Source organism: Bradyrhizobium sp. KB893862 SZCCT0404 (assembly GCF_018130885.1).
Taxonomy (GTDB): domain Bacteria; phylum Pseudomonadota; class Alphaproteobacteria; order Rhizobiales; family Xanthobacteraceae; genus Bradyrhizobium; species Bradyrhizobium stylosanthis.
On sequence record NZ_JAFCLT010000007.1, the window covers coordinates 380557 to 403516 of the forward strand.

20 protein-coding genes are annotated in these 22960 nt (G+C 64.6%); 8 read left to right on the plus strand and 12 right to left on the minus strand.

Translation table 11 applies throughout. The annotated features are described in order from the left end of the window. Window positions 1–14: 14 nt before the first annotated feature. The 4 genes from JQ617_RS27260 (at window position 15) to JQ617_RS27275 (ending at window position 2050) form a co-directional block, all read left to right on the plus strand. Window positions 15–338: a cupredoxin domain-containing protein gene (locus tag JQ617_RS27260; protein ID WP_063691006.1), complete on the plus strand. Its 324-nt coding sequence runs from the start codon at window positions 15–17 to the stop codon at window positions 336–338. Window positions 339–447: 109 nt separating this feature from the next. Continuing rightward, window positions 448–996 (plus strand): sigma-70 family RNA polymerase sigma factor, encoded by a 549-nt coding sequence (locus JQ617_RS27265; protein ID WP_212028997.1) that lies wholly within the window; start codon window positions 448–450, stop codon window positions 994–996. Then, window positions 993–1760 carry an anti-sigma factor family protein gene (locus JQ617_RS27270; protein WP_212028998.1) on the plus strand — a complete coding sequence of 256 codons (768 nt, stop codon included), beginning with the start codon at window positions 993–995 and terminating at the stop codon, window positions 1758–1760. Before JQ617_RS27265 ends, JQ617_RS27270 begins: the two co-directional genes overlap by 4 nt. 104 nt (window positions 1761–1864) lie before the next feature. After that, the gene (locus JQ617_RS27275; protein ID WP_212028999.1) at window positions 1865–2050 is read left to right on the plus strand and encodes a hypothetical protein; all 186 of its coding nucleotides are present in this window, start codon (window positions 1865–1867) and stop codon (window positions 2048–2050) included. Window positions 2051–2175: 125 nt separating this feature from the next. Here the strand turns inward: JQ617_RS27275 and JQ617_RS27280 are convergent, their stop codons facing one another. Together JQ617_RS27280 and hpnO are read right to left on the minus strand one after the other, a co-directional pair. Continuing rightward, window positions 2176–2478 carry a hypothetical protein gene (locus JQ617_RS27280; RefSeq protein WP_212029000.1) on the minus strand — a complete coding sequence of 101 codons (303 nt, stop codon included), beginning with the start codon at window positions 2476–2478 and terminating at the stop codon, window positions 2176–2178. A 502-nt stretch (window positions 2479–2980) separates the two neighbouring features. After that, on the minus strand, window positions 2981–4372 hold the full coding sequence (gene hpnO / locus JQ617_RS27285) for an aminobacteriohopanetriol synthase HpnO (protein WP_212029001.1): 1392 nt from the start codon (window positions 4370–4372) through the stop codon (window positions 2981–2983). A 143-nt stretch (window positions 4373–4515) separates the two neighbouring features. Here hpnO and JQ617_RS27290 point away from each other — a divergent pair, with 143 nt between their 5' ends. Next, a complete protein-coding gene (locus JQ617_RS27290) occupies window positions 4516–5163 on the plus strand; it encodes a DUF2147 domain-containing protein (RefSeq protein WP_212029002.1) in 648 nt (215 codons plus the stop codon). Here JQ617_RS27290 and hpnN read toward each other — a convergent pair. Beyond that, a complete protein-coding gene (gene hpnN, locus JQ617_RS27295) occupies window positions 5131–7719 on the minus strand; it encodes a hopanoid transporter HpnN (RefSeq protein WP_063691018.1) in 2589 nt (862 codons plus the stop codon). The genes JQ617_RS27290 and hpnN overlap by 33 nt on opposite strands. Window positions 7720–8181: 462 nt before the next feature. Here hpnN and ispH point away from each other — a divergent pair, with 462 nt between their 5' ends. Next, window positions 8182–9108: a 4-hydroxy-3-methylbut-2-enyl diphosphate reductase gene (gene ispH / locus JQ617_RS27300; protein ID WP_212029003.1), complete on the plus strand. Its 927-nt coding sequence runs from the start codon at window positions 8182–8184 to the stop codon at window positions 9106–9108. A 36-nt stretch (window positions 9109–9144) separates the two neighbouring features. Next, window positions 9145–10305, plus strand: a complete 1161-nt coding sequence (hpnH, locus tag JQ617_RS27305; RefSeq protein WP_212029004.1) for an adenosyl-hopene transferase HpnH — start codon at window positions 9145–9147, stop codon at window positions 10303–10305. A 126-nt stretch (window positions 10306–10431) separates the two neighbouring features. Here the strand turns inward: hpnH and JQ617_RS27310 are convergent, their stop codons facing one another. The 4 genes from JQ617_RS27310 to JQ617_RS27325 form a co-directional block, all read right to left on the minus strand. Then, a complete protein-coding gene (locus JQ617_RS27310) occupies window positions 10432–11781 on the minus strand; it encodes a carbohydrate porin (protein WP_212029075.1) in 1350 nt (449 codons plus the stop codon). A gap of 120 nt (window positions 11782–11901) precedes the next feature. Next, window positions 11902–12963: an ABC transporter permease gene (locus JQ617_RS27315; RefSeq protein ID WP_212029005.1), complete on the minus strand. Its 1062-nt coding sequence runs from the start codon at window positions 12961–12963 to the stop codon at window positions 11902–11904. After that, on the minus strand, window positions 12960–14486 hold the full coding sequence (locus JQ617_RS27320; RefSeq protein ID WP_212029006.1) for a sugar ABC transporter ATP-binding protein: 1527 nt from the start codon (window positions 14484–14486) through the stop codon (window positions 12960–12962). Before JQ617_RS27320 ends, JQ617_RS27315 begins: the two co-directional genes overlap by 4 nt. Before the next feature lie 50 nt (window positions 14487–14536). Continuing rightward, the gene (locus tag JQ617_RS27325; protein WP_212029007.1) at window positions 14537–15499 is read right to left on the minus strand and encodes a sugar-binding protein; all 963 of its coding nucleotides are present in this window, start codon (window positions 15497–15499) and stop codon (window positions 14537–14539) included. A 255-nt stretch (window positions 15500–15754) separates the two neighbouring features. On the opposite strand from JQ617_RS27325, the gene JQ617_RS27330 reads away from it, so the two are divergent. Further along, window positions 15755–17023 carry an ROK family protein gene (locus tag JQ617_RS27330; protein WP_212029008.1) on the plus strand — a complete coding sequence of 423 codons (1269 nt, stop codon included), beginning with the start codon at window positions 15755–15757 and terminating at the stop codon, window positions 17021–17023. Window positions 17024–17126: 103 nt separating this feature from the next. Here the strand turns inward: JQ617_RS27330 and JQ617_RS27335 are convergent, their stop codons facing one another. The 5 genes from JQ617_RS27335 to hpnC form a co-directional block, all read right to left on the minus strand. After that, on the minus strand, window positions 17127–17876 hold the full coding sequence (locus JQ617_RS27335) for a phosphorylase (protein ID WP_212029009.1): 750 nt from the start codon (window positions 17874–17876) through the stop codon (window positions 17127–17129). Further along, entirely contained in the window at window positions 17873–19825 is a 1953-nt protein-coding gene (shc, locus tag JQ617_RS27340) for a squalene--hopene cyclase (RefSeq protein WP_212029010.1), read from the minus strand. The genes JQ617_RS27335 and shc overlap by 4 nt, the downstream gene beginning before the upstream one ends. A gap of 61 nt (window positions 19826–19886) precedes the next feature. Beyond that, window positions 19887–21140: a hydroxysqualene dehydroxylase HpnE gene (gene hpnE, locus JQ617_RS27345; protein ID WP_212029011.1), complete on the minus strand. Its 1254-nt coding sequence runs from the start codon at window positions 21138–21140 to the stop codon at window positions 19887–19889. After that, window positions 21140–21979: a presqualene diphosphate synthase HpnD gene (gene hpnD, locus JQ617_RS27350; protein WP_063691040.1), complete on the minus strand. Its 840-nt coding sequence runs from the start codon at window positions 21977–21979 to the stop codon at window positions 21140–21142. The genes hpnE and hpnD overlap by 1 nt, the downstream gene beginning before the upstream one ends. Then, on the minus strand, window positions 21969–22853 hold the full coding sequence (gene hpnC / locus JQ617_RS27355; RefSeq protein WP_212029012.1) for a squalene synthase HpnC: 885 nt from the start codon (window positions 22851–22853) through the stop codon (window positions 21969–21971). The genes hpnD and hpnC overlap by 11 nt, the downstream gene beginning before the upstream one ends. Window positions 22854–22960: the final 107 nt, after the last annotated feature.

The following is a 22960-nucleotide window of genomic DNA, read 5'->3' on the forward strand; positions in this document are numbered from 1 at the left end:
AACGGAAGCTGACAATGAACAAGCTCAATCGCCGCGACTTCGGTGTCGCCGTGGTCGCGGCCCTCCTGTTGCCCGCAACCAGCGCCCGCGCCGACGACATGGAAATCCATATCGACAATTTCGTCTTCCAGCCGCCCGAACTCAAGATCAAGGTCGGCACCACCGTGACCTGGACCAACCGGGACGACATCCCCCATACGGTGGTGTCGGCCGGCAAGTTCAGGTCCAAAACCCTGGACACCGACGACAAGTTCTCGTTCACTTTCACCAATGCGGGCGACTACAAGTATTTTTGTTCGTTGCACCCGCACATGACGGGGATGATCAAGGTTGAGTAACGTCTCCAACCAAGGCATCAACGTCCTGCCCGGCCGGTGGTCCCACGCCGGCCGGGCACGTGCGGCTTCGATCACGGCAAAAGAAGAAGCAGAGGCAAAGCGAGGAGCGATGCCCGTCAATGACGATCAGCAGAAGGCACAGCGCTTCCGCGAGGCGGCGCTGCCCTATCTCGACGACGTCTACACGCTCGCGCGCTATTTGCTGCGCGACGCCTCCGACGCGGAGGACGCGGTGCAGGAGTGCTATCTGCGCGCGCTGAAGCATTTCGACAGCTATCGCGGCCCGGCCATGAAGCCCTGGCTGTTCGCGATCCTGCGCAACGTCTGCAACGCCGAATATGCAAGGCGTGCGCACAGGCCCAGCGCGATCGAGGATACGCCCGGCGCCGCCGAGCAGACGCCGATATGGCAGGAGAGCGAGGCGAGCCCGGAAACCGAAGTGCTGCGCAGCCGCGATGCCGGCGCGATCCGCAAGCTCATCGACGCGCTCGCCGAACCATTCAGGGAGACGTTCGTGCTGCGGGAGATCAACAACCTGTCCTATCGTGAAATCGCCGAGGCCGTCGGCGCACCCGTCGGCACCGTGATGTCCCGCCTTGCCCGCGCCCGCGCCATGCTGCGCGCGGCCTGGACGGCGGAAGAGGAGCAAGCGAAATGACCTGCGACGAAGCAAGGATCCTGCTTCACGCGCTGCTCGACAACGAGCTCGATGCCGGCCACGCACGCGATGTCGAAGCGCATATCGCAAGCTGCCCGGATTGCGCAGCCGAGTTCACCGCGCAGCGCGAGATGCAGCGCGTGCTCGCTGACACCAATCTGCGCTACACCGCGCCCGCGAGCCTGCGCGCTCGTATCGAAGCCTCGCTGCCGCAGGCCCAGCGCCAGCAGCCGTCGCGCCGCTCCGTGCTGCGCGGCTTTGCGATGGGATCGGCCGTCTCGGCGCTCGCGGCGTCCGGTGTCGTCGCATTGGTGCTGCGCCAGGACGACCAGCAGCGCATCCTGTCGGAGGTCGTCTCCGCGCATCTGCGCTCGCTCCAGGCCGGCCACCTCACCGACGTGGTCTCGACCGATCAGCACACGGTCAAGCCGTGGTTCAACGGCAAGCTCGACGTCGCCCCACCGGTGATCGATCTCACCGCGCAGGGTTTTACGCTGGTCGGCGGCCGGCTTGACTACATCGACGCGCGCGCCATCGGCGCGGTCGTCTACAAGCGCCGGCAGCACGTGGTCAATCTGTTCGTGTCGCAGACATCGAACACGGAATATCGCACGCCGAAGACCGAGACCATGCAGGGCTTCAACTGCCGCCGCTGGAGCAATCGCGGCCTGAACTTCTGGGCCGTCAGCGATATCGGCGCCGACGAGCTCGCCGAGTTCGTCGACAAGTTCGAAGCGGCGATGAAGGCGAATGTGGAGGGGTAATAGCCGGCAGCGGGCCAAGCTCCGCGCCGTGGTTCAGAGGTGACGCCTCTCACAGTCCTCGCGAGCGCAATCCGGCAGATTGCAGCTCCACAAGGAGGACAGACATGGTTCCGTCACTGATTATCTGCGCGACGCTCCCGTCGATGTTCGCGGCGGGCTGCGCTGCATTGCTGGCCTTCAAGGAGCGCAAGCAATGGATCTGGTTCGCACTCCTGTCCATCATTGCCGGCTTTGCCGGCCTGCTCACGCTGAATTTGCTTCACGTCTGGGAATACGCCGGACGTTGCTAACCGGCGCGGTCGGCGGAAGATCAGGCCGACCGCCGCACCGCGTTGTCCACCAGCGTATTGAGCGACCAGATCGCCGAGACGTTGGAAACGGCCGCGAAGGCGAATGCGGCAAGGTAGATTCCGCTCTACGCCACGCCGATGGAATATTGGCTGTGCCGCTCGGCCAGATCAGAGAGGTCGCGCAAGGTCGAAGGCCTGAGCAGCTTGCGCGTCGAGGTTCCGCAAAACGGGCAGAAACTCAAAACTATGGCCGTTGCCAGAGTCACATTAGTAATTAGTAATTTCGGGTTTGATTGGAAGCCGAACGTCGCCATCCGATAAGGAGGCTTGGTCGCGTTGCGCGATAGCTCGATATTGAAGCTCGAACCGGAAGCCGCCAGGCTTTCGGAAAATGGCCACCGAATCTCCACGTTCGCCCGCGCGGGCAACCAGATTTCCGAATCCTTGGCAGCAGAACTGCATGATGTCTCCGCTCGATCCGCCCCAAATGTACCGGTTATCGAACTTCCGATTGGCGCTGCCATTCGGATGCTAGCGGGCACCGGCGATAGAAGAAGTACTGGGCTCGATCGTCCGTCCTGCGGACGCCGAGCTCCGACGGAGAGACCACCTTGTACTTGGGGTCTCCGAGAATTGAGGATTTGGGTGTCCATTCTTCGTCTTCCGAGCATCGCCGGAGACCACAGAACCTGATCGTGTAGAGGTTTTCGGCCGCCCGATCGATCTGAAGACCAAATCGCTCGGCGCAATCCCTCTTCCACGTACCGGAGAGATCGCTCTGAGCCTGCGCGGCATGGCTCCCGGCCAATACCGCAAGTGCCAACGTCAGCAGTGTCGTAGCCCGGATGGAGCGCAGCGCAATCCGGGACCGGTCTCGCCTGTTTTGAGAATCCCGGATTTTGCTGCGCTTCATCCGGGCTACGGCGTCATTTACGCCGACCGCCGCACCGCGTTGTCCACCAGCGTCTTGCCGAGCGACCAGATCGCGCCGGGGACCTTGTGGCTGCCGGCGATGACGTCGTCGAACGCCTTCTCGATCCAGGTGCAGTCTTCTTCCGTGATCGTCAGCGGCGGCAGCAGCTTGATGGTGTGGCTGCCGTGGCCGGCGACCTGCGTCAGGATCTTGTGATCCTTGAACAGCGGCACGGTGATGAGCTGGCAGAACAGGCCCTTGTTGGCCGCTTCCAGCACGTTCCAGGACGCACGGAGCCTCAGCGACTTCGGCGGACCGAACTCGATACCGATCATCAGGCCCTTGCCGCGGACTTCCTTCAGCAGCTCGTAGCCGGGCACCATGCGCGTCAGCGCGAGGCGCAGCTCAGCGCCGCGCTTGGCAGCGGACTCGATCAGCTTCTCGGACTCCATGACGTCGAGCGTGGCGATACCCGCAGCCATCGCCAGGTCGTTCTTGGAGAAGGTCGAACCGTGCACCACGGCGCGGTCCATCTGATTAAAAATCTTGTCGAAGATGGCCTTGCGCGTCAGCACCGCGCCCACCGGCACGTGGCCGCCCGAGAGCGACTTCGACAGCAGCACCATGTCGGGCTCGACGTTCCAGTGCTCGACCGCGAGGAAGCGGCCGGTGCGGCCCATGCCGGTCTGGATCTCGTCGGCGACGAACAGCGTGCCGTATTTCTTGCAGAGCGCGGCGGCGCCGGGCAGGAACTCGTCGGTGGGCATGTTGACGCCCTTGCCCTGGATCGGCTCGACGATGAACGCCGCGACCTCGCGCGAGGCCAGTGCCTTCTCGAGCGCGGCCAGGTCGTTGAACGGGATCGAGGTGCAGCCCGGCAGCAGCGGCTCGAAGCCGGTGCGGAAGTTCGAATCACCGGTGAGCGACAGCGCGCCGTAGGTCAGGCCGTGATAGCCGTGGGCGCAATAGACGATGCCGGGACGCCCGGTCGCGCCACGCGCGAACTTGATCGCGGCCTCGACGCATTCGGCGCCGGAATTGGCGAAGAACGCCTTGTCGAGATAGGGGACGTATTTCAGCAGGCGCTCGGCCAGCACGCCGGCGAGCACGGAGACGTCGAACTGGACGAGGTTGGGCAGGTCGGCATCGAGCACGCTCTTGAGCGCCTCGCGCATGACCGGATGATTGCGCCCGATCGCAAACACGCCGAAGCCGGACAGCAGGTCGAGATAGCGCGCCCCGTCCCGGTCGTAGAGGTACTGCCCCTGCCCCTTCTGGAAGCCGACGTCGTAGCCGATGGTCTTGAGGACCCGGACGAACTGCTCGTTCAGATACCGATTATGCAGAGCACTGCGCTGGGCCTGACGGTCCGCGAACAGCTGAGACATGTCTGGATTTGAACTGTGCATCCGCTACATACTTCGGTTGAGGGCCGTCTCGTCAACTGGAAAACGGACCGTTACTGTAAACGGTCTGTGCGGCCTTTTGCCCTTTTTCGGACCATCTTCGCAAGCACAGCTTTTAGATCATGTTGCACTGCCAAGGAACACTCATGCGTTTGGCCCTTTACACCGGAATTATACTGGCTGGCGGTTACACCTGCCTGACCCCGGCGCTCGCCGCCGATCCCACCGGCGACTGGCGGGTCGCCGATGGCGTCGCCAACATCCGTGTCGCCCAGTGCAATGGCAGCATGTGGGGCGCCGTTTCCTGGGAAAAGCAGCCCGGCGGCCGTGACGAGAACAATCCCGATGCCTCGAAAAAGAACAGGGCGACGCTGGGCATGGCGACCCTGATCGACATGAAGAAGAAGCCTGGCGTCGAACAGTGGGAGGGGCAGGTCTACAATGCCAAGGATGGCCAGCTCTACAGCGCGACCATCACGCCGGCTGGTTCCGACCAGCTCGAGATCAAGGGCTGCGTGATGGGCTTCCTCTGCGGCGGCGAGACCTGGACCCGGGTCGGCCCGCCGATTCCCTTGAGCACCGCCAATGCGATGGCCAAGGGCGCGCCGAAGGCCACAGGCGCGGCGCCGAAAGCCCAGGGAACGACGACGGCTCAGGGAACGACGGGCGCAACCGCGCCTCCGCCCGCAGCAGCCCCGAAAGCCGCCGGCGCGGCCAAGCCCGGTCAGAAGGGTGCCGCCGATCCCGTCGGCGACATCTGCCTACTCCCTGAGATTGCGGGGTTTGCCCATTAGGGCCGGCTGGAACAGCAGCACTGCGGCAAGCGTCGTCACCAGCGAGAGTGCGAGCAGCTTGCCCATGCTGGACGTGCCGGGATGGCTCGACAGCCACAGGCTGCCGAACGCCGTCGCCGTCGTCAGCGCGCTGAAGAAGATTGCTCGCGTGAGGCTGGTCTGAAGCAGGTTTGTTCTGCCCGAGCGCCAGGCCACGACATAATAGATCTTGAAGGCGACGCCGACGCCGAGCAGCAGCGGGAACGCGACGATGTTGGCGAAGTTGAGCGGCAGGCCGATCAACACGCAGATCTCGAGCGTCACCGCGCCGGCCACCAGCAGTGGCACCAGCGTCATCAGCACGTCGACGAAGCGCCGCAACGTGATCCAGAGCAGCAGGCCGATCACCAGCAGCGCGTAGATGCCGGCGTGGATGAACGCCTTCACCACGGTGTCGCCGGACTTCAGGATCGAGACCGGGCCGCCGATCGCGGTCGGCTCGGCCGCGAGCACCGCCGCCGCAAATTTGCGCAGCGTGTCGTTGTCGTTGGGATCGCCCTTGGGCAGCGCCTCGACGCGGATGACGCCATCCTTGCTCTTCCAGGCGCTGACGAGATCGGGCGGCAGTGAAGCCAGGGTCACGGGACCTGCCTGCATCGCGTTCCTGAGCTGGTCGAACACGATCTTCATCGGCGTGACGAACACGTCCTGCGCCTTGTTGCGCGTGGCCTCATCGCCCTTGGCGAGCTTCTCGAGCGCGTCCGCCAGCCGGCGCGAGGCGGTGGCGCCCGGCCCTTTCGCGTCACCGGCGGTCCGGCGCAGATTCTCGACCGAGGATTTCAGCGCCTCGACATTCTCCTGGTCCGTCGGCGCCGCGTCGATCTGATCGGGGTTGAGCGCGGGATTCAGCACCTTGGCGCCCTGTGCGATCAGCTTCAGCTTCGGCTGCTGATCCTGGGGCACGAAGCTGTCCAGCGACATCACCCTGAGCACCTCGGGCACCTTCTCCAGCTTCGCCTCGACCGCCCTCGCCTGCTCTTCCGAGGTGGTCATCACGTTGATGGCATTGGCGCCGGTGTTGGGATCCTTGCGCAGGTCGAGGAAGGTCGCGATCGACTCGGCGTGCGGATTGCGCAGGTTCATCGGGTTGAAGTCGAACTTCATGAAGTAGAGCAGCGGCAGGCCGGCGAGCGCGAGCAGCAGCGTGCCGCCCACGACCAGCACGCGGTGCTTCTCCAGGAAGTGATCGAGCGGCGCCAGGAAGGCGTAGCCGACCGGCTCCTTCTCGCCGGGCGGGTTGAGCAGCTTGAGCATGGCCGGCAGCACGGTGATCGACGAGATGAACGCCACCAGCATGCCGACGCCGGCGATCTGGCCGAGCTCCGCGATGCCCTTGTAGTCGGTCGGCATGAAGCAGAGGAAGCCGGCCGCGGTCGCCATCGCAGCGAGCGACAGCGGCACCGCCGAGCGCTTCGCCGCCAGCACCAGTGCTCCTGTCAGGTCGTTGTGCTTGTAGCGCTCCGAGCGATAGCGGACGCTGTACTGGATGCCGAAATCGACGCCGAGGCCGACGAATAGAACGGCAAACGCGATCGACAGCAGATTGAACGATCCGACCATCATGAGGCCGGCGGCCGTCGTGATCGCAAGGCCGACGAACAGATTGATGAAGACCGCGAAGATGATCTTGGCCGAATGCAGCGCCAGCCACAGGATCAGCAGCACGACGAGGACCGTGCCGATGCCGTTGACGACGGCGCCTTCCTGGACGGTGGCGTATTCCTCGTTCGCGATCGGCACCGGGCCGGTCAGGCGCACCCGCGCCTGAAACTTGGTCGGGAAATCCAGATCCGCTGCAGCCTTGCGGATCGCGTCGGTGGCGTCCTTGCCGGGCTCCAGCGCGTTGTAGTCGAGGATCGGCTTGAACTCGATGAAGGCGCGCTTGTCGGAATCCTTCAGCGGCTCGTCGCTGACCAGCTCGCGCCAGGAGAAGCTTGCATTGCCCTTGTTGAGCACGGTCTCGACGGTCTGCGCGATCTGGTTGAACGGCCGCTCGGTGCCGTCGAGCTTCACCTGCCCCCGCTTGACGCCGGCAAGCCCGGTCTCGAGCGCGCCGGTCAGGCCGCGGATCGAGGGATCGCCCGCCATGATCTCGATCAGGGGCGCGGCGGATTCGAACTGACTGGTCGCCTTGGCAACCTCTTCGGTCGGCAGGAACAGCAGGCCGTTCCGCTCGAAGAACTCGCCGGTGCCGAGCTGCTGTATCGACACGAAATTGGTCTTGTCGTCTTTGAGCTTCGCGTAGAGCGCATCGGCCGCGGCGGTCGTCATCTCCGGCGTCTTGGCCTCGACGACCGCGAGAATCGTCGCGTCGCGGTCGAAGGCGCGGTCGAACTGCTGGTCGCGCTGGCGCCAGTCGAGATTCTGGGAAATCAGCGAATTGATATCGGTGTTGATGGCGAAGTGCCGAGCCGCGTAATAGCCAGCCCCCACCGACAGCAGGAGCCCGAGAACGACGACGAGGGAGGCAAACCGGGTGCAGGCCCTGACGATGGCAACGACTACGCTTTGCAGCACTTCTTTTCTTTCTGCGGTTAATAGCTTGCCGGAAACGCCCGCTGTTTATCGGAGTTCCCGGGCGAAACCTATTGCTGTTTTGAGTGGGTCTCGCCGCAACAAGGTTCGAGGTAAACGGCGGCAGACCGCGGCAAAATCATGCGGGGCGGTCGGTATAGCCGGGGAGTTGAGGCGGGAAAGTGACGAAGGGGTGAGCACAAATGTCGCCCTTTTGCCTACCCCGAATTCTATACTATGATACCGTAAACGTGATCGGGCAGGGAACCGAGTTTCATCTGTCCTTTCCTTTCTGCCGATTTTTTGACACAAAGCGCTGTGCCTCCATGCGCCGGAGCCCCGTTGGGGTGGGCGGTTACCGTGTGCGCGAACCAGTGGTGCGGGATTTGCAACTCATTGGTCAGTATCGGGGTGCCGCCGGGGACTAACGAAGCGGATTGATGCAACTTGCGTGATGGGCGTCCTATGGAAGTTTATCTGGCGCAGCCGCGCGGCTTCTGTGCGGGCGTGGTGCGTGCGATCGAAATCGTGGAACGGGCCCTGCAGAAGTACGGCCCGCCGGTCTACGTGCGCCACGAGATCGTGCACAACAAATACGTGGTCGAGAGCCTGAAGAACAAAGGCGCCATTTTCGTCGAGGAGCTGTCAGAGGTTCCGCCCGGCGCGGTGACCGTTTTCAGCGCCCATGGCGTCGCCCGCAGCGTCGAGGAAGAGGCCGCGGCCCGCGACCTTCCGGTGCTCAATGCCACCTGCCCACTGGTCACGAAAGTTCACAATCAGGGGAAGCGCTACATCACCAAGGGGCGCACCCTGATCCTGATCGGCCATGCCGGGCACCCCGAGGTCGAGGGCACGATGGGCCAGGTTCCGGGGCCAGTACTGCTAGTTCAAAGCGTTCAAGAGGTTAACGCCCTGACGCTGCCGGCGGATCGGCCAGTGGCCTACATCACCCAGACCACCCTGTCGGTCGACGACACCAGGGACATCATCGCCGCCCTCCAGGCGCGCTTTACAGATATTCAAGGTCCGGATATCCGGGATATCTGCTATGCGACACAGAACCGCCAATCTGCGGTAAGGGACTTGAGCAAGCTGGTCGACGTGATCTTGGTGGTGGGCGCTGCCAATAGCTCGAATTCGAACCGGCTCCGCGAAATCGGCACTGAAGCCGGCGTCGCGAGTTATTTGATTGCCGACGGCAGCGAGCTCAATCCGGCGTGGTTGAAAGATGCCAGGACTGTCGGCGTCACGGCCGGCGCTTCGGCGCCTGAGGTACTCGTGGATGACGTGATCGAAGCGATGCGGCGGATCGGACCGGTCAAGGTCCAGGTGCTCCCCGGTCGCGAGGAAAACATCGAATTCCGGCTTCCGGCCCAACTGGCTGCGAGCTGACCCCACCCGAATTTCAAGCCCAGAAAGAAACGTGTAATGGCAATCCCCTTCTTCAAGGAAATGCGTATCGGCGGCTATTTGCTCAAGCAGAAACTGCTTGGCCGCAAGCGCTACCCGCTCGTGCTGATGCTCGAGCCTCTGTTCCGCTGCAACCTCGCCTGCGTCGGCTGCGGCAAGATCGACTATCCCGACGCGATCCTGAACCGCCGCATGACGGCGCAGGAGTGCTGGGACGCCGCCGACGAGTGCGGCGCGCCGATGGTGGCGATTCCCGGCGGCGAGCCGCTGATCCACAAGGAGATCGGCGAGATCGTGCGCGGCCTCGTCGCGCGCAAGAAGTTCGTCTCGCTCTGCACCAACGCGCTGCTGCTCGAGAAGAAGCTCGACCTGTTCGAGCCCTCGCCGTACCTGTTCTTCTCCGTGCATCTCGACGGCCTGAAGGACCACCACGACAAGGCCGTGTCGCAGAAGGGCGTGTTCGATCGCGCCGTCTCCGCGATCAAGGCGGCCAAGGCGCGTGGCTTCACCGTCAACGTCAACGCCACCATCTTCGACGGCCACCCGGCCGAGGAGATCGCGAAGTTCCTCGACCTCACCGTCGAACTCGGTGTCGGCGTCTCGATGTCGCCGGGCTACGCCTATGAGCGCGCGCCGGACCAGGAGCACTTCCTCAACCGCACCAAGACCAAGAAGCTGTTCCGCGACGTCTTCGCGATGGGCAAGGGCAAGAAGTGGAACTTCATGCATTCCGGCCTGTTCCTGGACTTCCTCGCCGGCAACCAGGAATACGAGTGCACGCCCTGGGGCATGCCCGCGCGCAACATCTTCGGCTGGCAGAAGCCCTGCTACCTGCTCGGTGAAGGCTACGCCAAGACCTTCAAGGAGCTGATGGACACCACCGACTGGGAAACCTACGGCACCGGCAAGTACGAGAAGTGCGCCGACTGTATGGCCCATTGCGGCTACGAGCCGACGGCTGCGACCGCAGCGCTCAACAATCCGCTGAAGGCGATGTGGGTGTCGCTGCGCGGCATCAAGACTTCGGGCCCGATGGCGCCGGAGATCGACATGTCGAAGCAGCGCCCGGCGCAGTACATCTTCTCGGAGCAGGTCCAGAAGAAGCTGTCCGAGATCCGCAAGGACGAAGCAGCCGCCGCCGCGGAGAAGGCGGCACGGAAGGCTTCGACCGCCGCGTAGTTCTTGTTTGAAGGGCCCCGGATTGCGCTTCGCTCCATCCGGGCTACGGCATCAACGAAAAAGGCCCGGTCATGCGACCGGGCCTTTTGTTTTGTTCAGCTCACGCGTCGAGAGCGTAGCGTCACATCAGAAGTGGACCTCGGTGCGCATGCCGAGAACCACGGCATTGTCGGTCTTCAGGCCCGCGGCGTTGTAGCCGCGCCCGCCGGGATTGATCACATATTGCGCGTCGAACTTGAGGTTCATCCAGCCGGTCGCCTGCCATCCGTACCAGACTTCGAGCGGCACTTCGTTGCCGCCGGCATTGGGGCTGAGGGCTGCCGAATTCACGTGGGTCGTGCCGACCGCGAAGCCGACTTCGTCCTGGGGACGCCAGCTGAACGTTCCGGTGTGCCGGAAGCCCAGAGCGACCTGGTAGTCTTGAAACGAGGTCCGGTGATCGGCGACGGTCGTATTGAGGAAGGTATACCAACCCTGCGCGCCCGGGCCGTCCACGGTCAAACGCTGAAGGATGGACTCGTAGATGCCGTAGCGGCCGCGTTGATCCCCGAGATTTTGATCCGGGACGCCTCCAATGCCTGGGATGGTGGAGACGATACCGGGAAGGCCGCCATCGATGGTCGATGCGTTGTCGTACCAGCCGCCGAATCGCCAGGTCCCGTTCAACGGCCCCTTCGGCGCCCAGACCAACTCCACCGGCACCAGCACGCCGCTGGCGGGATTTGAGCGGGGCACGCCCGGCAGGAAGTAGGTGGTGGGATCGTCCGTCGTCAAATAGTTCGGGTTGGCGTCGTAGACGCCGACCGAGATCGTGAATTCCGGTGCGATCTTGTAGTGGACGACACCGGCCCATTGGCTCACCGGCCAGTTGTAGATGTAACCGCCCTGGATGTTGCCGGGCTGGCCGCCGCAGAAGGTCAGGTTGATGAACTCGCACAGGCCGAAGAAGAAATCGGAGCCGACGGGCAGACGGCCGCCCTTGAGTTCGAGGCGGTCATCGAAAAGCTTCTGCGAGTAGTAGAGCTGCGTCAGGCGCAGAATGTTGCCGCGGCCGAACACTTCGTTGGTCAGCTGCAAGGCGGGAATACCCGCCTGGTCATTCAGATTGCGGCCGAAGCGATCGACCAGCGTCAGGCCGACCGTGCCGCCCTGGATGCCGGCGAGCTTCGCCATGTCGAACTTCGCGCCGAACCACAACTGGCCGGCGTTCGCCGCCGTGTTCTTGCTTCCGCCCGTGAGGTTGCCGACGGATTCGTTACCCAACGTCAGACCCAGCTCGATGCCCCGCTCCTTCAGCTGCGTCCTGCCGAGATCGCCGAACAGATACGGCCGCGTCCAGAAGTCGTCGGTTTCCGCATACGGAACGGGCGCAGCTTTCGTTACAAGATCGGCCGCATGGACCCCGCCACCCCACAGCGATGACAAAGCAATCCCGACACCGCACATACGTGCAGTGCTTACTAACCTGCGCAACATTTTCGTCGTCCTCCGCGTCTCGGGCTTTGTCCCTTGTGCCTTACGTCCTTGCCCGAAGCCCACGAGCCCAGGACGCATTCCTTCCCCCAGCCGGCCGCTGACGAAGCGGCCTTGTGCCTGTCACGTCTGATCGCTCGCTTGCGTTGGCACCACGGCCGCGCCGCGCGGCGGTGCGCTCGTCTGTCCTTGCAGAGTTGCCGATCGCGGCGTGGTGCGTGCGACGCTGGCCAGCGCCACCTTGCGCCGCCGGCGTGCCTGCAATTGCTGATCCGCCAGCACGCCGATCAAAATCACCGTCCCCATCACCGCGAAATTCAGGGAATTGGGAATGCCGAGGATGTTGACGAGGTTCTGCAGCACTTGCAGCAGCGCGGTCCCCAGCACGATGCCGAGAATGGAGCCCTCGCCGCCGCGCAGGCTGCACCCGCCGAGGACGGCAGCCGCGATCGCGTAGAGCTCGTAGAAATTGCCGAACGAGCTCGGCGAGACCGAGTTCGTGTAGAACACGAACAGGACCGTTGAAACGCCGGCGAGCCCGCCGCTGATGATATAGGCGGTCGCGATCACGAGATTCGTGTTGATGCCCGAGAAGCGCGCGGCTTCCTCGTTCTTGCCGACGGCATAGAGCCAGCGCCCGTAGACCGAGCGGTGCAGCAGCACGCCGAGCACGAGCGCGAGGACGATCAGAAGGATGAAGGTGTTCGGGATGCCGGCCACGTTGCCGGAGGCAATGCTGCTCAGCGTCCCGGCCTCGTCGCCATAGCCGAAGCCGCGCGTCGAGTCGCTCGTATAGTAGCGCGCGGCGCCGCGATAGATCAGCAACCCGCACAGCGTCACGATGAAGGGCTGCATCTTCAGCCGGGTGACGAGGAAGCCCTGAATTCCTCCCAGTGCCAGCCCGCCCAGCAACACGGCCAGCAGCGCCAGAGGCCAAGGCACCTCATACGTCGTCAGAAGGTCGATGAAGATGACGCCGAGCAGCGCGAACATCGAGCCGAGCGAGAGGTCGATGCCGCCGGTGATGATCACGAGCCCCTCGCCGAGCGCAAACACGCCGAACAGGCCGATCAGATTGGCCATGTTCAACAGGTTCACCAGCGACAGGAACGCCGGATTGATCGCGCCCGTGATGGCGGAGATCACCACCAGCAGCAGAGCCAGGCCGAGTTCTTTCCTGATCATGGCGCAGCCGCTTCCACGGTGTCCAGCGCATGGCCGATCGCAAGCTGCAACACGTTGTATTCGCTGAACTGCGGGCGCTCCAGCACACCGCTGACGCTCCCTTCATGCATCACCGCGATCCGGTCGGAGACGCCAATGACCTCTTCCATGTCCGAAGAGATCATCACGATCGCGACGCCCTGGTCGGCGAGCTCGCGCATCAGCGCGTAGATCTCGCTCTTGGCACCGACATCGACGCCGCGGGTCGGCTCGTCGAAAAACATCACGCGCGGCTGCATCGAAAGCCACTTGCCCAGCACGACCTTTTGCTGGTTGCCGCCGGAGAGCGTCACGGCCTCCGTATCGATGCTCGGCACCTTGATGGAGAGGCGCCTCACCTGCTCCTTCGCGACCTTGCGTTCGGCCGGACCACTGACCAACCACATCCGCGCATAGTTCAGCAGGCTGGCGAGCGTCACGTTCTCCCGGATCGGCAACTCCAGCACGAGCCCGGATTTCTTGCGGTCCTCCGGCATCAGATAGACGCCTTGCCTGATCGCGTCGCGCGGCGATGCGACATCGACCGGCGCGTTGTCGATCCTGATCTCGCCTCCCAGCAGCGGGTCGACGCCAAAGGCTGCGCGGGCAAGCGAGGTGCGCCCCGCACCCACGAGTCCTGCAAGGCCCAAGATCTCGCCGTGCCGCACGGACAGATCAATCTGCCGGTCGGGAAAGGCCGATGTCACGAGGCCGACGATGTCGCAGCCGCCCGGCTGCGGCGGCCGCTTGGGCGGCGAATGCAGCGCTTTCAGGTCGCGGCCGATCATCAGCCGGATCATTGCGGCATGACTCAGCGCATCGCGCGCCAGCTCCCCGACCGTGCGCCCGTCGCGCAGCACCACGACGCGATCGACACAGGTCATGATCTCGGAAAGCCGGTGAGAGATGTAGATCACCGAGATGCCATGCGCCCTCAGATCGGCGATCACCTCCAGCAGCCGCTCGGTTTCCGAAATCGTCAGGCTGGAGGTCGGCTCGTCCATGATGATCACGCGGGCATCGATCGAGAGCGCCTTGGCGATCTCCACCATCTGACGCTCGGCGATCGAGAGGTCGTCGACCAGCGTGTCCGGCGTGAAATCGGCGCCCAGCCGCTCCAGTAGCGGCGTTACGCGGGCGCGCATCCGCGCGTTGTCCACCAGCTTCAGCGGGCCGCCGACGCGCCTCTCGCGTCCGATGAAGACGTTCGCGGCGACGTCGAGATTTTCGAACAGGTTCAGCTCCTGATGCACGAAGGCAATGCCGGCCTGCGTCGCCTCGTTCACCGTCAAGCGGGCGTGGTCGGTGCCGCCGATGCGGATCACGCCCTCGCTCGGCGCGATCACCCCACCCAGCACGCGCATCAGCGTCGATTTGCCGGCGCCGTTCTCGCCGATCAGGCCCAGCACCTCGCCGCGGTAGACACGCAGGCTGACGTCGTCGAGGGCGATGACCCCGGGATAGGACTTGCTGATCCCGGCGAGCTCGAACAGGATTTCCGCCATTCATTTCCTCCCGTAGGACGCCCGGCGGCCATGCCGCCGGGCGCTGAAAGTCACTTCTTCAGGAGGTTCTTCAGATCTGCGGTGAATGCCGCGACGTTGGACTTGCTGATCACCTTGGTCGGCACGATCAGCTTGCCGCCCGCCGGGATCCAGGACTTGTCGCCGTTCAGCGTCTTGATGATGTTGGTGGCGGAGAGGTAGCCGAACTCGTACGGCTGCTGCACCACCGTGGACTCGATCGTGCCGTCGGAAACGCCCCGCAACGTGCGCTGATCCTCGTCGAAACCGACGATCTTCACCTTGCCGGCCTTGCCCGCTGCCTTCACCGCGTCATAGATCAGCGGTGTCTCGTAGCTCCACAGGCCGGACAACAGCGCGATGTCGGGATATTTGACGAGCACGTTCTCGATGTTCGCCTTGGCCTTGGCGAAGTCCACCTGGTCGGTGAACACGTCGACCAGTTCGACCTTGGTGCCGGCGATCGCGTCCTTGATCCCCTGCACCCGTTCGCGGGCATTGTCCGCATCCATCGTGCCGACGAACAGCGCGATCTTGCCGCCGTTCGGCAGCGCCTTCTTGATCTCTTCGCCGGCTTGCCGCCCGGCCGCGACGTTGTCGGTGCCGATATAGGCGAGACGATTGCTCTGCGGCGCGTCGCTGTCGGTCGTGATCAACACGGTCTTGGCCGCGACCTTGTTGAGCTGTTCGGTCGCGTGCGGGGCATCGTCGACCGAGATGGAGATGCCGGCGACGCCGCGCACCAGCAGGTCGTCCAGCTCGCGCCGCTGGCCCGCCGCCGTGCCCTCGTTGGTGACGATCAGTTCGATGTTGTATTCCGGGTGCTCCTTCTGCGCCTTTTCGAGGCCGCGGCCGGCGATGGTCCAGAAGTCGGCCGCGACATTGGTGACCAGCGCGATGGTCTTTTTCTGCTGGGCCTGCGCCATCCCCGTCGCCATCGCGAGCGCGGCGGTCGCGAGCAACGGCACTAGCAATTTTGTCATCGGTCCGTTCATGTTCACCTCCCTTTGGTCACCCCGGATAAGGGCTTCAGGACGCTTTTGCGCCTTATTTTCTTTACGAAGCGAAGAAATGTCGCAGAGCAAAAACATCGAAATCAGGATGTAATGCCACCTTCTTCAAGCACAGATAGTACATAAGGTACGATAATAGTAAATATTGGCCGCAGATGACTCCTTATGGCTGTGCTTTTTCGACAACACGACTCATGCCTCCGATATTAACTTCACGTAATGAATAAAAGAGACAACATGGTTGACCAAATTGAGCCAACGAGACGCATCTCGAGCACTGCCCGCGGCTCGAATCGGGGCCGCCTTGTCGAAGTCTTGCGGCGCCAGGGGCCGTTACCGCGTGTGGAACTCGCCCGGAGTACGGGATTGAGCTTCGCCGCCGTGTCCGGTCTGACGTCGAAACTGATCGCGGAAGAGTTGCTGTGCGAGACAGAGACCGCGGCAACGCCATGGCCCGACGACGCGGACGAAGACGATGCGGACGGGCTGAACGGCCGCCGCCGTGGCCGGCCCGCCGTACTGCTGACGCTGAACCCGGAGTTCGGCCGCATCATCGCAGTCTCGCTGCGCATGAATCTGATCGAAACGCTGATCGCGGATTTCAGCGGATCCGACCTGGCGCAATCGCGGCTCGAAATCGCGACGCGTGCTCTCGATGAGGGCGCGCTGTGCGATCTCGTCATTGCGCAGATCGATGCGATGCTCGAGGCGACGGCCACACCGCGCCATCGCCTGTTGGGAATCGGGATCGCCTTGCAAGGGATCGTGAACGCGGACACTGGCCGGCATCTGTGGAGTCCGGCGCTCTCGATCACGGATATCGATCTGGTGAAGCCGGTGCGCGAGGCCTTCGGCGCCGAAGTCGTGATGGCGAATGACGCCGTCGCGGTTGCGCTCGCGCTCTCCGCCGCGGAGCCGTCCCTGGCGCAGGGCCTCTCGGCCACGATCATGGTCGGCCACGGCGTCGGCATGGGCGTCGTTGTCGACGGCGAAGCACGCTGGGGCGCCGGCGCCGGCAGCGAGATCGGCCACATCAAGCTGGGATCGAACGGGCCGCAATGCCGCTGCGGCCAGCGCGGCTGCATCGAGGCCCATCTCGCCGACTATGCGCTCTACCGCGACGCCCGCACCTTTCTCGACCTGCCGCCGGCGGCGGCGCAACAGCCTTCCGAGGCGCAGATGGCCCTTCTGCGCGAGCGCGCGCGGGGCGGCGATCCCCGTCTCGAGCACGTCTTCCAGCAGGCAGGCCGCGCGCTGGCCGAGGCGGTCGCCGCAACGATATCCGTGCTGCGCCCACACCACGTGATCCTGGCGGGACCCGGCCTGCAGGCCTTCGACATGATGCGCCGCGCGTATGAGGAGCGGCTCGAGCAAGCGGTGCTGCCGTGGCTGCTCAAATCCACGGCGATCTATCTGCGTCCAAGCGAGTCGGCGGCCATCGTCGAGGGCATGGTCCGACGGACCTTGTGGGTGGTGGACCGAAACCGCATGGAGGCGACCGAGTGAGCATGGGACCCTGCGCTTCCGCTCTCTCCGGACGACGGACGCCAAAACGAAAAGGCCCGGTCGCTTGACCGGGCCTTTTGTTTTTTCAGTTCGGCAGAGCCGCTCAGGCGGCCTTCGACACCAGCGCCTCGCTCTCGACCAGCTCGGTGCCGATCAAATAGTCGCGGCAGCCGCGCAAGCTACGCAGCGCGCGGTTGAAGTCGATGCCGGTGGAGACCAGCCCATGCAATGCCGCGGGATTGCGCACGATGCCGCGCAGGACAGCGCCGAGGTCGATCTGGCCGTTCGGCTTGATGGCGGCGCGCGCGAGCGCCGGCAGCGCGCGATGGGCGGGGTCGCTGATGACGCGGACCGCGGCGAAGGGCAGCCCGGCCTCGGCGGCATAGGCGGCCGCGATGTGGCTTTCCATGTCGACGGCCGATGCGCCGGTCTCGGAGTGCAGCGCCGCCTTGCAGGAGCTCTTCGTGACCACTTCCTCGGCACCGGCGAGGCTGCCGCGCACCACGCGGCGGCGGCCCGAAGTCAGGCGCTCGATCAGGTCGTCGCCGAGCGACAGGCCGGCGGCCCAGCGGGTGTCGCCGTCGAGCACTTCGGTTGCCAGCACGACGTCGCCGGAGCGCAGCGTCGGGTCCAGCCCGCCGGCCACGCCGAACGAGATCACACCGCGAATCGTCTCGGGATCCACCACCGTCAGCAGCGCCCGCAACTGGGTCGGGCTGCTCGACGAGCAAATGACCGCCATGCCGGGGCCGGCCGCAATACGGGCCTCCTGCACCAGTCCGGTCACGATCAAGATCGGCCGCGGGTCGATAGCATTACCCGCGGTATTATAGTCCCCCGTCCCCAAAGTCACATTCCGACCCCTACCACCCTGCTGTTGGTGTTCCGCAAGTTCCGATACCGCGCCAACGCCCACAGCGGAAAGAACTTTGGGTAACCATGATATCGTAGATAGAACACGCGGGGGAAGCCTGTGGCGGTATACCGCTGCTCGTCCCACAGTCCTTTTTTGTTCTGTGTTGCAATCAGGTACTCCACCCCGCGGGCGACGGCCGGGTGATCAACCTCGCCAGCGGCCATCAGGGCAAGCAAGGCCCATGCCGTCTGCGAGGCGGTCGAGGGGGCGGCTTCCCAGCCCTTGTAGTCCAGCCGGTAGCTGACGGCGTCCTCGCCCCATCCGCCGTCCTCGTTCTGGATCGAGGCCAGCCAGTCCGCGGCTTTGCGAATCATGGGGTCCTTGTGGGCGATCCCGGCCATGTTGAGGGCGCACAGCACCGACCAGGTTCCATAGATGAAGTTCATGCCCCAGCGGCCGTACCAGGACCCCTCGGGGTGCTGGGTCTTCCGCAGGTAGGCCACGCCGTCGGCGACGTGCTTGCTGGTCTTCTCGGTCTCGCCGAGCTGGGCCAGCATCGAGATGCAGCGCGCGGTGACGTCCTCGGTCGGCGGATCGAGCAGCGCGCCGTGATCCGAGAACGGGATGTTGTTGAGGTAGTATTCGAGGTTGTTGACGTCGAAGGCGGCCCAGCCGCCGTCGTCGCTCTGCATGCCCTCGATCCATTCCCGGCCGCGGGCGATCGCGTCGTCATAGCCGGTCGCGCCGTGTTCCCGGCGCATGCGGTCCATCGACATCACCACGACGGCGGTGTCGTCGAGATCGGGATAGTGCGCGTTGTTGTACTGGAAGGCCCAGCCGCCCGGACGCACGTCGGGCCGCTTCACCGCCCAGTCGCCCTTCACCTCGAGCTCCTGCTTCGGGATCAGCCAGTCGAGGCCCTGCTTGGCCGCCGGCACCGCCGTATCGCCGCCGGCTTCCAGCAGCGCATGCGCCGTCAGCGTCGTGTCCCACACCGGCGAGACGCAGGGCTGGCAATAGGCCTCATCGTCATTGATCACGAGCAGCTTGTCGATGCCCCGGCGCGTGATCGCACGCGGCGGGAAATTCTCGTCCTTGCCGAGCGCGTCGTACATCATGACGATGTTGGCCATGGGCGGATAGATCGCGCCCATGCCGTCCTCGCCGTTGAGCCGCTCCTCGGTGAAGGCGAGCGCGGCGTCGATCGCGCGCTTGCGCAGGCTCTTGGGAAACAGCGGCTCGATCACGCGCAGGATCGCATCGAGCGAGCGGAACAGCAGGAACCAGGCCATGCTCTGATGCGGCGCCTTCGCGGTCATGCCGATCGAGCGCGGGTCCTGCAGGAACAATTCGTCGATGCCGACGCCCTTCGGATTCCGTGCGAGCGGCTTCAGCGCGGCAATCACCATCAGCGGCACCATGGTGGTGCGCGCCCAGTAGGAGATCTTGTTGAGGTGGAATGGCGACCAGAACGGCAGCAGCACGATCTCGATCGGCAGCACCGGCACCGCGCGCCAGGTCACGACGCCGAACGTCGCGAGCAGGAAGCGGGTGAAGACGTTGCTGTTGATCGCGCCGCCGCGGGCATGGATCGCCTCGCGCGCGCGCACCATGTGCGGCGCGTCCACGGAATCGCCGATCATCTTCAGCGCGAAGTAGGCCTTCACGCTGGCGCTCATGTCGAACTCGCCGTCATGCACCAGCGGCCAACCGCCATGGGCGCCCTGAACGCGGCGGAGATAATTGCCGATCTTGGCCTCGAGCACGGTGTCGACCGGCTCTGCGAGATAGTGGCGCAGCAGGACGTATTCGGCCGGAATCGTGCAGTCGGCCTCGAGCTCGAACACCCAATGGCCGTCGGACTGCTGGAAGCCGAGGACGCCTTGCGTCGCTGACGCAATGCTCGAGTCCAGCACTTCGCGGGCGGTCGCGTTCACGGAATCCATCTCGCTCGATTACTCCAACGGTTGAATGAAGTTGACCGGGACAAACGCCCGTCAGGGCCGCCTATCTCTTGGCGGCCAAAACCAGATCTGCGGCACGGTCTCCCGACCGGACCGATCCCTCGATGGTTGCTGGCAATCCCGTAGCAGTCCAGTCGCCGGCAAGGAACAGGTTTTTCAGCGTGGTTGCCGGCCCCGGACGCAGGGCATTCTGGGCCGGCGTTGCCGCAAATGTGGCACGGCGCTCGCGGACGATCTGCCACGGCGGAAGCTCGCCGGAGACGCCGCCGGCCTTGCAGACGTCGTCCCAGATCGCCTGCGCGAGTTCCTCGCGCGGCATGTCGACCAGACGATCGCCATTGCTGATGGTGACGGAGAGCCGGTTCGGGAACGCGAACAACCATTCCACGACGCCGCCGATCACGCCCAGGATCGGTGCCGAGCCCGGCGGCGGTTCGACGCGGAAATGCGCATTCACGATGGCGCGGAATTCGGTCGGCGTCTTCAGGCCCGGCAGCAGGCTGGAGGCCGCGCGCGGCGGCACCGCCATCACGATGACGTCACCCTCGCCGAGCTGGACCACGTCCTCGCCGCCGAAATTCAGCGCGCTGACCTTGCCGTCGGCGCTGACGAACGAGCGCAGCTCGTGGCCGAGCTGAACGGTGTGGCCGCGCTCCTGCAGGAACTTCACGGCCGGCTCGATCAGCACCGCGCTGAGACCGTCGCGCGCGATCAGCGGGCGGCAGGCCTGCCCGCCGGCGAGCAGCGTCTCGCGCACGATCGCACCGGCAAGTCCCGCCGAGCCTTCGGGCGGATCGACGTTGAGCGCCGCGAGCAGCAGCGGCTGCACCAGGCGCTGATAGAGGATGCCTTCGGTCGGAATGGACTTGCCGACCAGCGTCTCCTCCGACGCCCAGATCAGCGGCGCCAGCTTGAGATAGTCGGTGAGACCGGTGTCGGGAACGCGCCGGCCCTCGTCGAGCACCCAGGTCGGCCACCGGCCGGTGCCGAGATCGATCTGCCAGCGCTGTCCGGTCTTGATGTCGACGAACGGAAACTGCGCGCTGTCGGGGCCGACGAGGCCCGCCTCGGTGCCGATCGATCGCGCATAGGCACGCGCATGGCTGTTGCCCGACAGCAGCAGATGGTTGCCGTTGTCGATGGTGAGGTTGGTGGCGCCGTCGAAATAGGAACGGCAGCGGCCGCCGGCCTGGTGCGTCGCCTCGTGCACGGCGACCTTGAAGCCGGCATTGGCGAGCCGCACGGCGGCGGAGAGGCCGGAAATTCCAGCACCGATGATGTGAGCTGTCTTTTGCATCAGATGAAAGCGTAACGGAGCAGGATCAGGATGCGTGTGACCTTCGACACACGCACCGGCTCGCGCGGCGCGTTGAAGCCGCGCGCGATCAGGAGGTCCAGAATGGAATGATAGTATTTCGACATGATCCGCGGCGCGCGCACGGCGCGGCGCTTGTTGCGGTTCATGATCTCGTCCGACTTCTCGAAATGCGCTTTCGCACGCTGGGTCAGCGGCAGGCAGACCTTGGGCAGCGCACGCTCGGCGATGACGCGGTTCGGATCGTTCGAGGTGATGCCGGCATGCAGCAGCGCCTCGCGCGGCAGATAGAGCCGGCCGAGCCCGGCGTCCTCGTCGATGTCGCGCAGGATGTTGGTGAGCTGGAGCGCACGGCCGAGATGGTAGGCGAGCAGGATGCCGTCTTCTTCCGGCAGGCCGAACACCCGCACCGACAGCCGTCCGACGGCGCTGGCGACGCGGTCGCAATAGAGATCCAGCGTCGCCATGTCGGGCGCGCGGATGTCCTGCGGCACGTCCATCTCCATGCCGTCGACGATGGCCAGGAAATCCTCGCGCTTCAGGCCGAAGGTCTTCACCGAGGCGGTGTAGTCCTTCAGCCGCGGCGGCGGGTTGCCCTGGTAGAGCGCGTCGATGTCGTTGCGCCACTCCTGCAGCGCGGCGAGCCGCTCGTCGCGCGGACCGTCGGAATCGGCGATATCGTCGACCTGGCGGCAGAAGCTGTAGATCTGGAACATCGCTTCGCGCTGGTCGTGCGGCAGGATGCGCATCGCGGCGTAGAACGAGCTGCCGGATGCGGTCGAGCCATAACTGGCGCCGGGCGAGGTCGCCTCAAGCGTCATGTGCAGTCCCCGGTCTGGAAATGGCCTTGCGCCCGATCGCGCGGCGGCCGAGTTCGCCGATCATGCCGGCGAGGCTGAAGGTGAGAAGCTCGAACTTGTTCAGGTGCACGCGCTCGCGCAGGGGATCGCGCACCTTCAAGAGGCGCACGATGCGGTCGGCATAGGCCTGGATCACCGCGACGTCGACGCCGAGGCGGACATCCCGGATCTCCGCGGCCAGCGACCTGCCCTCGTCGAGCAGCGCTTCGTTGCGCGCGGCAAGGGACTGCAGGCAGGCCAGCATCGCCGGCGGCGACTGCGCGAGGCCGAGCTGCTCGACCGAGGCACCGTGTGCTGCCAGCGCATCGCGCGGCAGATAGACGCGGTTGAGCTCGCGGAAATCCTTGCCGCAGTCCTGCAGGTGATTGTTGATCTGAAGGCCGGCGCAGAGCGCATCCGATGCAGCCCAGGTCGAGGTGCTCTCGCCGTGGACGTCGAGCATGAAGCGGCCGACCGGCATCGCCGAGTAGCGGCAGTAATGGATGACCTCGTCCCAGGTCTCGTAGCGCAGCTTGGTGACGTCCATGCGGAAGGCGATCAGCACGTCGAGCGCATGGCGCGGCGCCATGCCGCGCTCGGCCAGCGCACGGCGCAGGGCGACGGCCTCAGCCTGGGTGTCGCCCTTGCCGAGCAGTTCCGCCTCGAGCAGGTCGAGATAGCTAAGCTTCTGGTCGGCCGGCAGCGTGGAATGGTCGGCGATGTCGTCGGCGGTGCGGACGAAATTGTAATAGGCCAGGATCAGGGCGCGATGACGCGGATGAATGATCCAGGACGCGACGGGAAAATTCTCGTCGCGGTCACCCTTGCCGGATCGCAATTCGCTCGCTGAGGTCATCGAGGGCTGGTCAACAATCGTTTGGACAGGAAGGGCTTTTTCGCTCGCGCGGGCTCATGCCGGCGATGCCGCCGCGGCCCCCATATAGGGGAATACGGCCGCAAAAC

Bases quoted from the DNA above. Each gene is read 5' to 3' on its own strand.
- JQ617_RS27260 (WP_063691006.1), top strand. From the start codon at position 15: ATGAACAAGCTCAATCGCCGCGACTTCGGTGTCGCCGTGGTCGCGGCC.
- JQ617_RS27265 (WP_212028997.1), top strand. From the start codon at position 448: ATGCCCGTCAATGACGATCAGCAGAAGGCACAGCGCTTCCGCGAGGCG.
- JQ617_RS27270 (WP_212028998.1), top strand. From the start codon at position 993: ATGACCTGCGACGAAGCAAGGATCCTGCTTCACGCGCTGCTCGACAAC.
- JQ617_RS27275 (WP_212028999.1), top strand. From the start codon at position 1,865: ATGGTTCCGTCACTGATTATCTGCGCGACGCTCCCGTCGATGTTCGCG.
- hpnO (WP_212029001.1), bottom strand. From the start codon at position 4,372: ATGCACAGTTCAAATCCAGACATGTCTCAGCTGTTCGCGGACCGTCAG.
- JQ617_RS27290 (WP_212029002.1), top strand. From the start codon at position 4,516: ATGCGTTTGGCCCTTTACACCGGAATTATACTGGCTGGCGGTTACACC.
- ispH (WP_212029003.1), top strand. From the start codon at position 8,182: ATGGAAGTTTATCTGGCGCAGCCGCGCGGCTTCTGTGCGGGCGTGGTG.
- hpnH (WP_212029004.1), top strand. From the start codon at position 9,145: ATGGCAATCCCCTTCTTCAAGGAAATGCGTATCGGCGGCTATTTGCTC.
- JQ617_RS27310 (WP_212029075.1), bottom strand. From the start codon at position 11,781: ATGTTGCGCAGGTTAGTAAGCACTGCACGTATGTGCGGTGTCGGGATT.
- JQ617_RS27315 (WP_212029005.1), bottom strand. From the start codon at position 12,963: ATGATCAGGAAAGAACTCGGCCTGGCTCTGCTGCTGGTGGTGATCTCC.
- JQ617_RS27320 (WP_212029006.1), bottom strand. From the start codon at position 14,486: ATGGCGGAAATCCTGTTCGAGCTCGCCGGGATCAGCAAGTCCTATCCC.
- JQ617_RS27325 (WP_212029007.1), bottom strand. From the start codon at position 15,499: ATGAACGGACCGATGACAAAATTGCTAGTGCCGTTGCTCGCGACCGCC.
- JQ617_RS27330 (WP_212029008.1), top strand. From the start codon at position 15,755: ATGGTTGACCAAATTGAGCCAACGAGACGCATCTCGAGCACTGCCCGC.
- shc (WP_212029010.1), bottom strand. From the start codon at position 19,825: ATGGATTCCGTGAACGCGACCGCCCGCGAAGTGCTGGACTCGAGCATT.
- hpnE (WP_212029011.1), bottom strand. From the start codon at position 21,140: ATGCAAAAGACAGCTCACATCATCGGTGCTGGAATTTCCGGCCTCTCC.
- hpnD (WP_063691040.1), bottom strand. From the start codon at position 21,979: ATGACGCTTGAGGCGACCTCGCCCGGCGCCAGTTATGGCTCGACCGCA.
- hpnC (WP_212029012.1), bottom strand. From the start codon at position 22,853: ATGACCTCAGCGAGCGAATTGCGATCCGGCAAGGGTGACCGCGACGAG.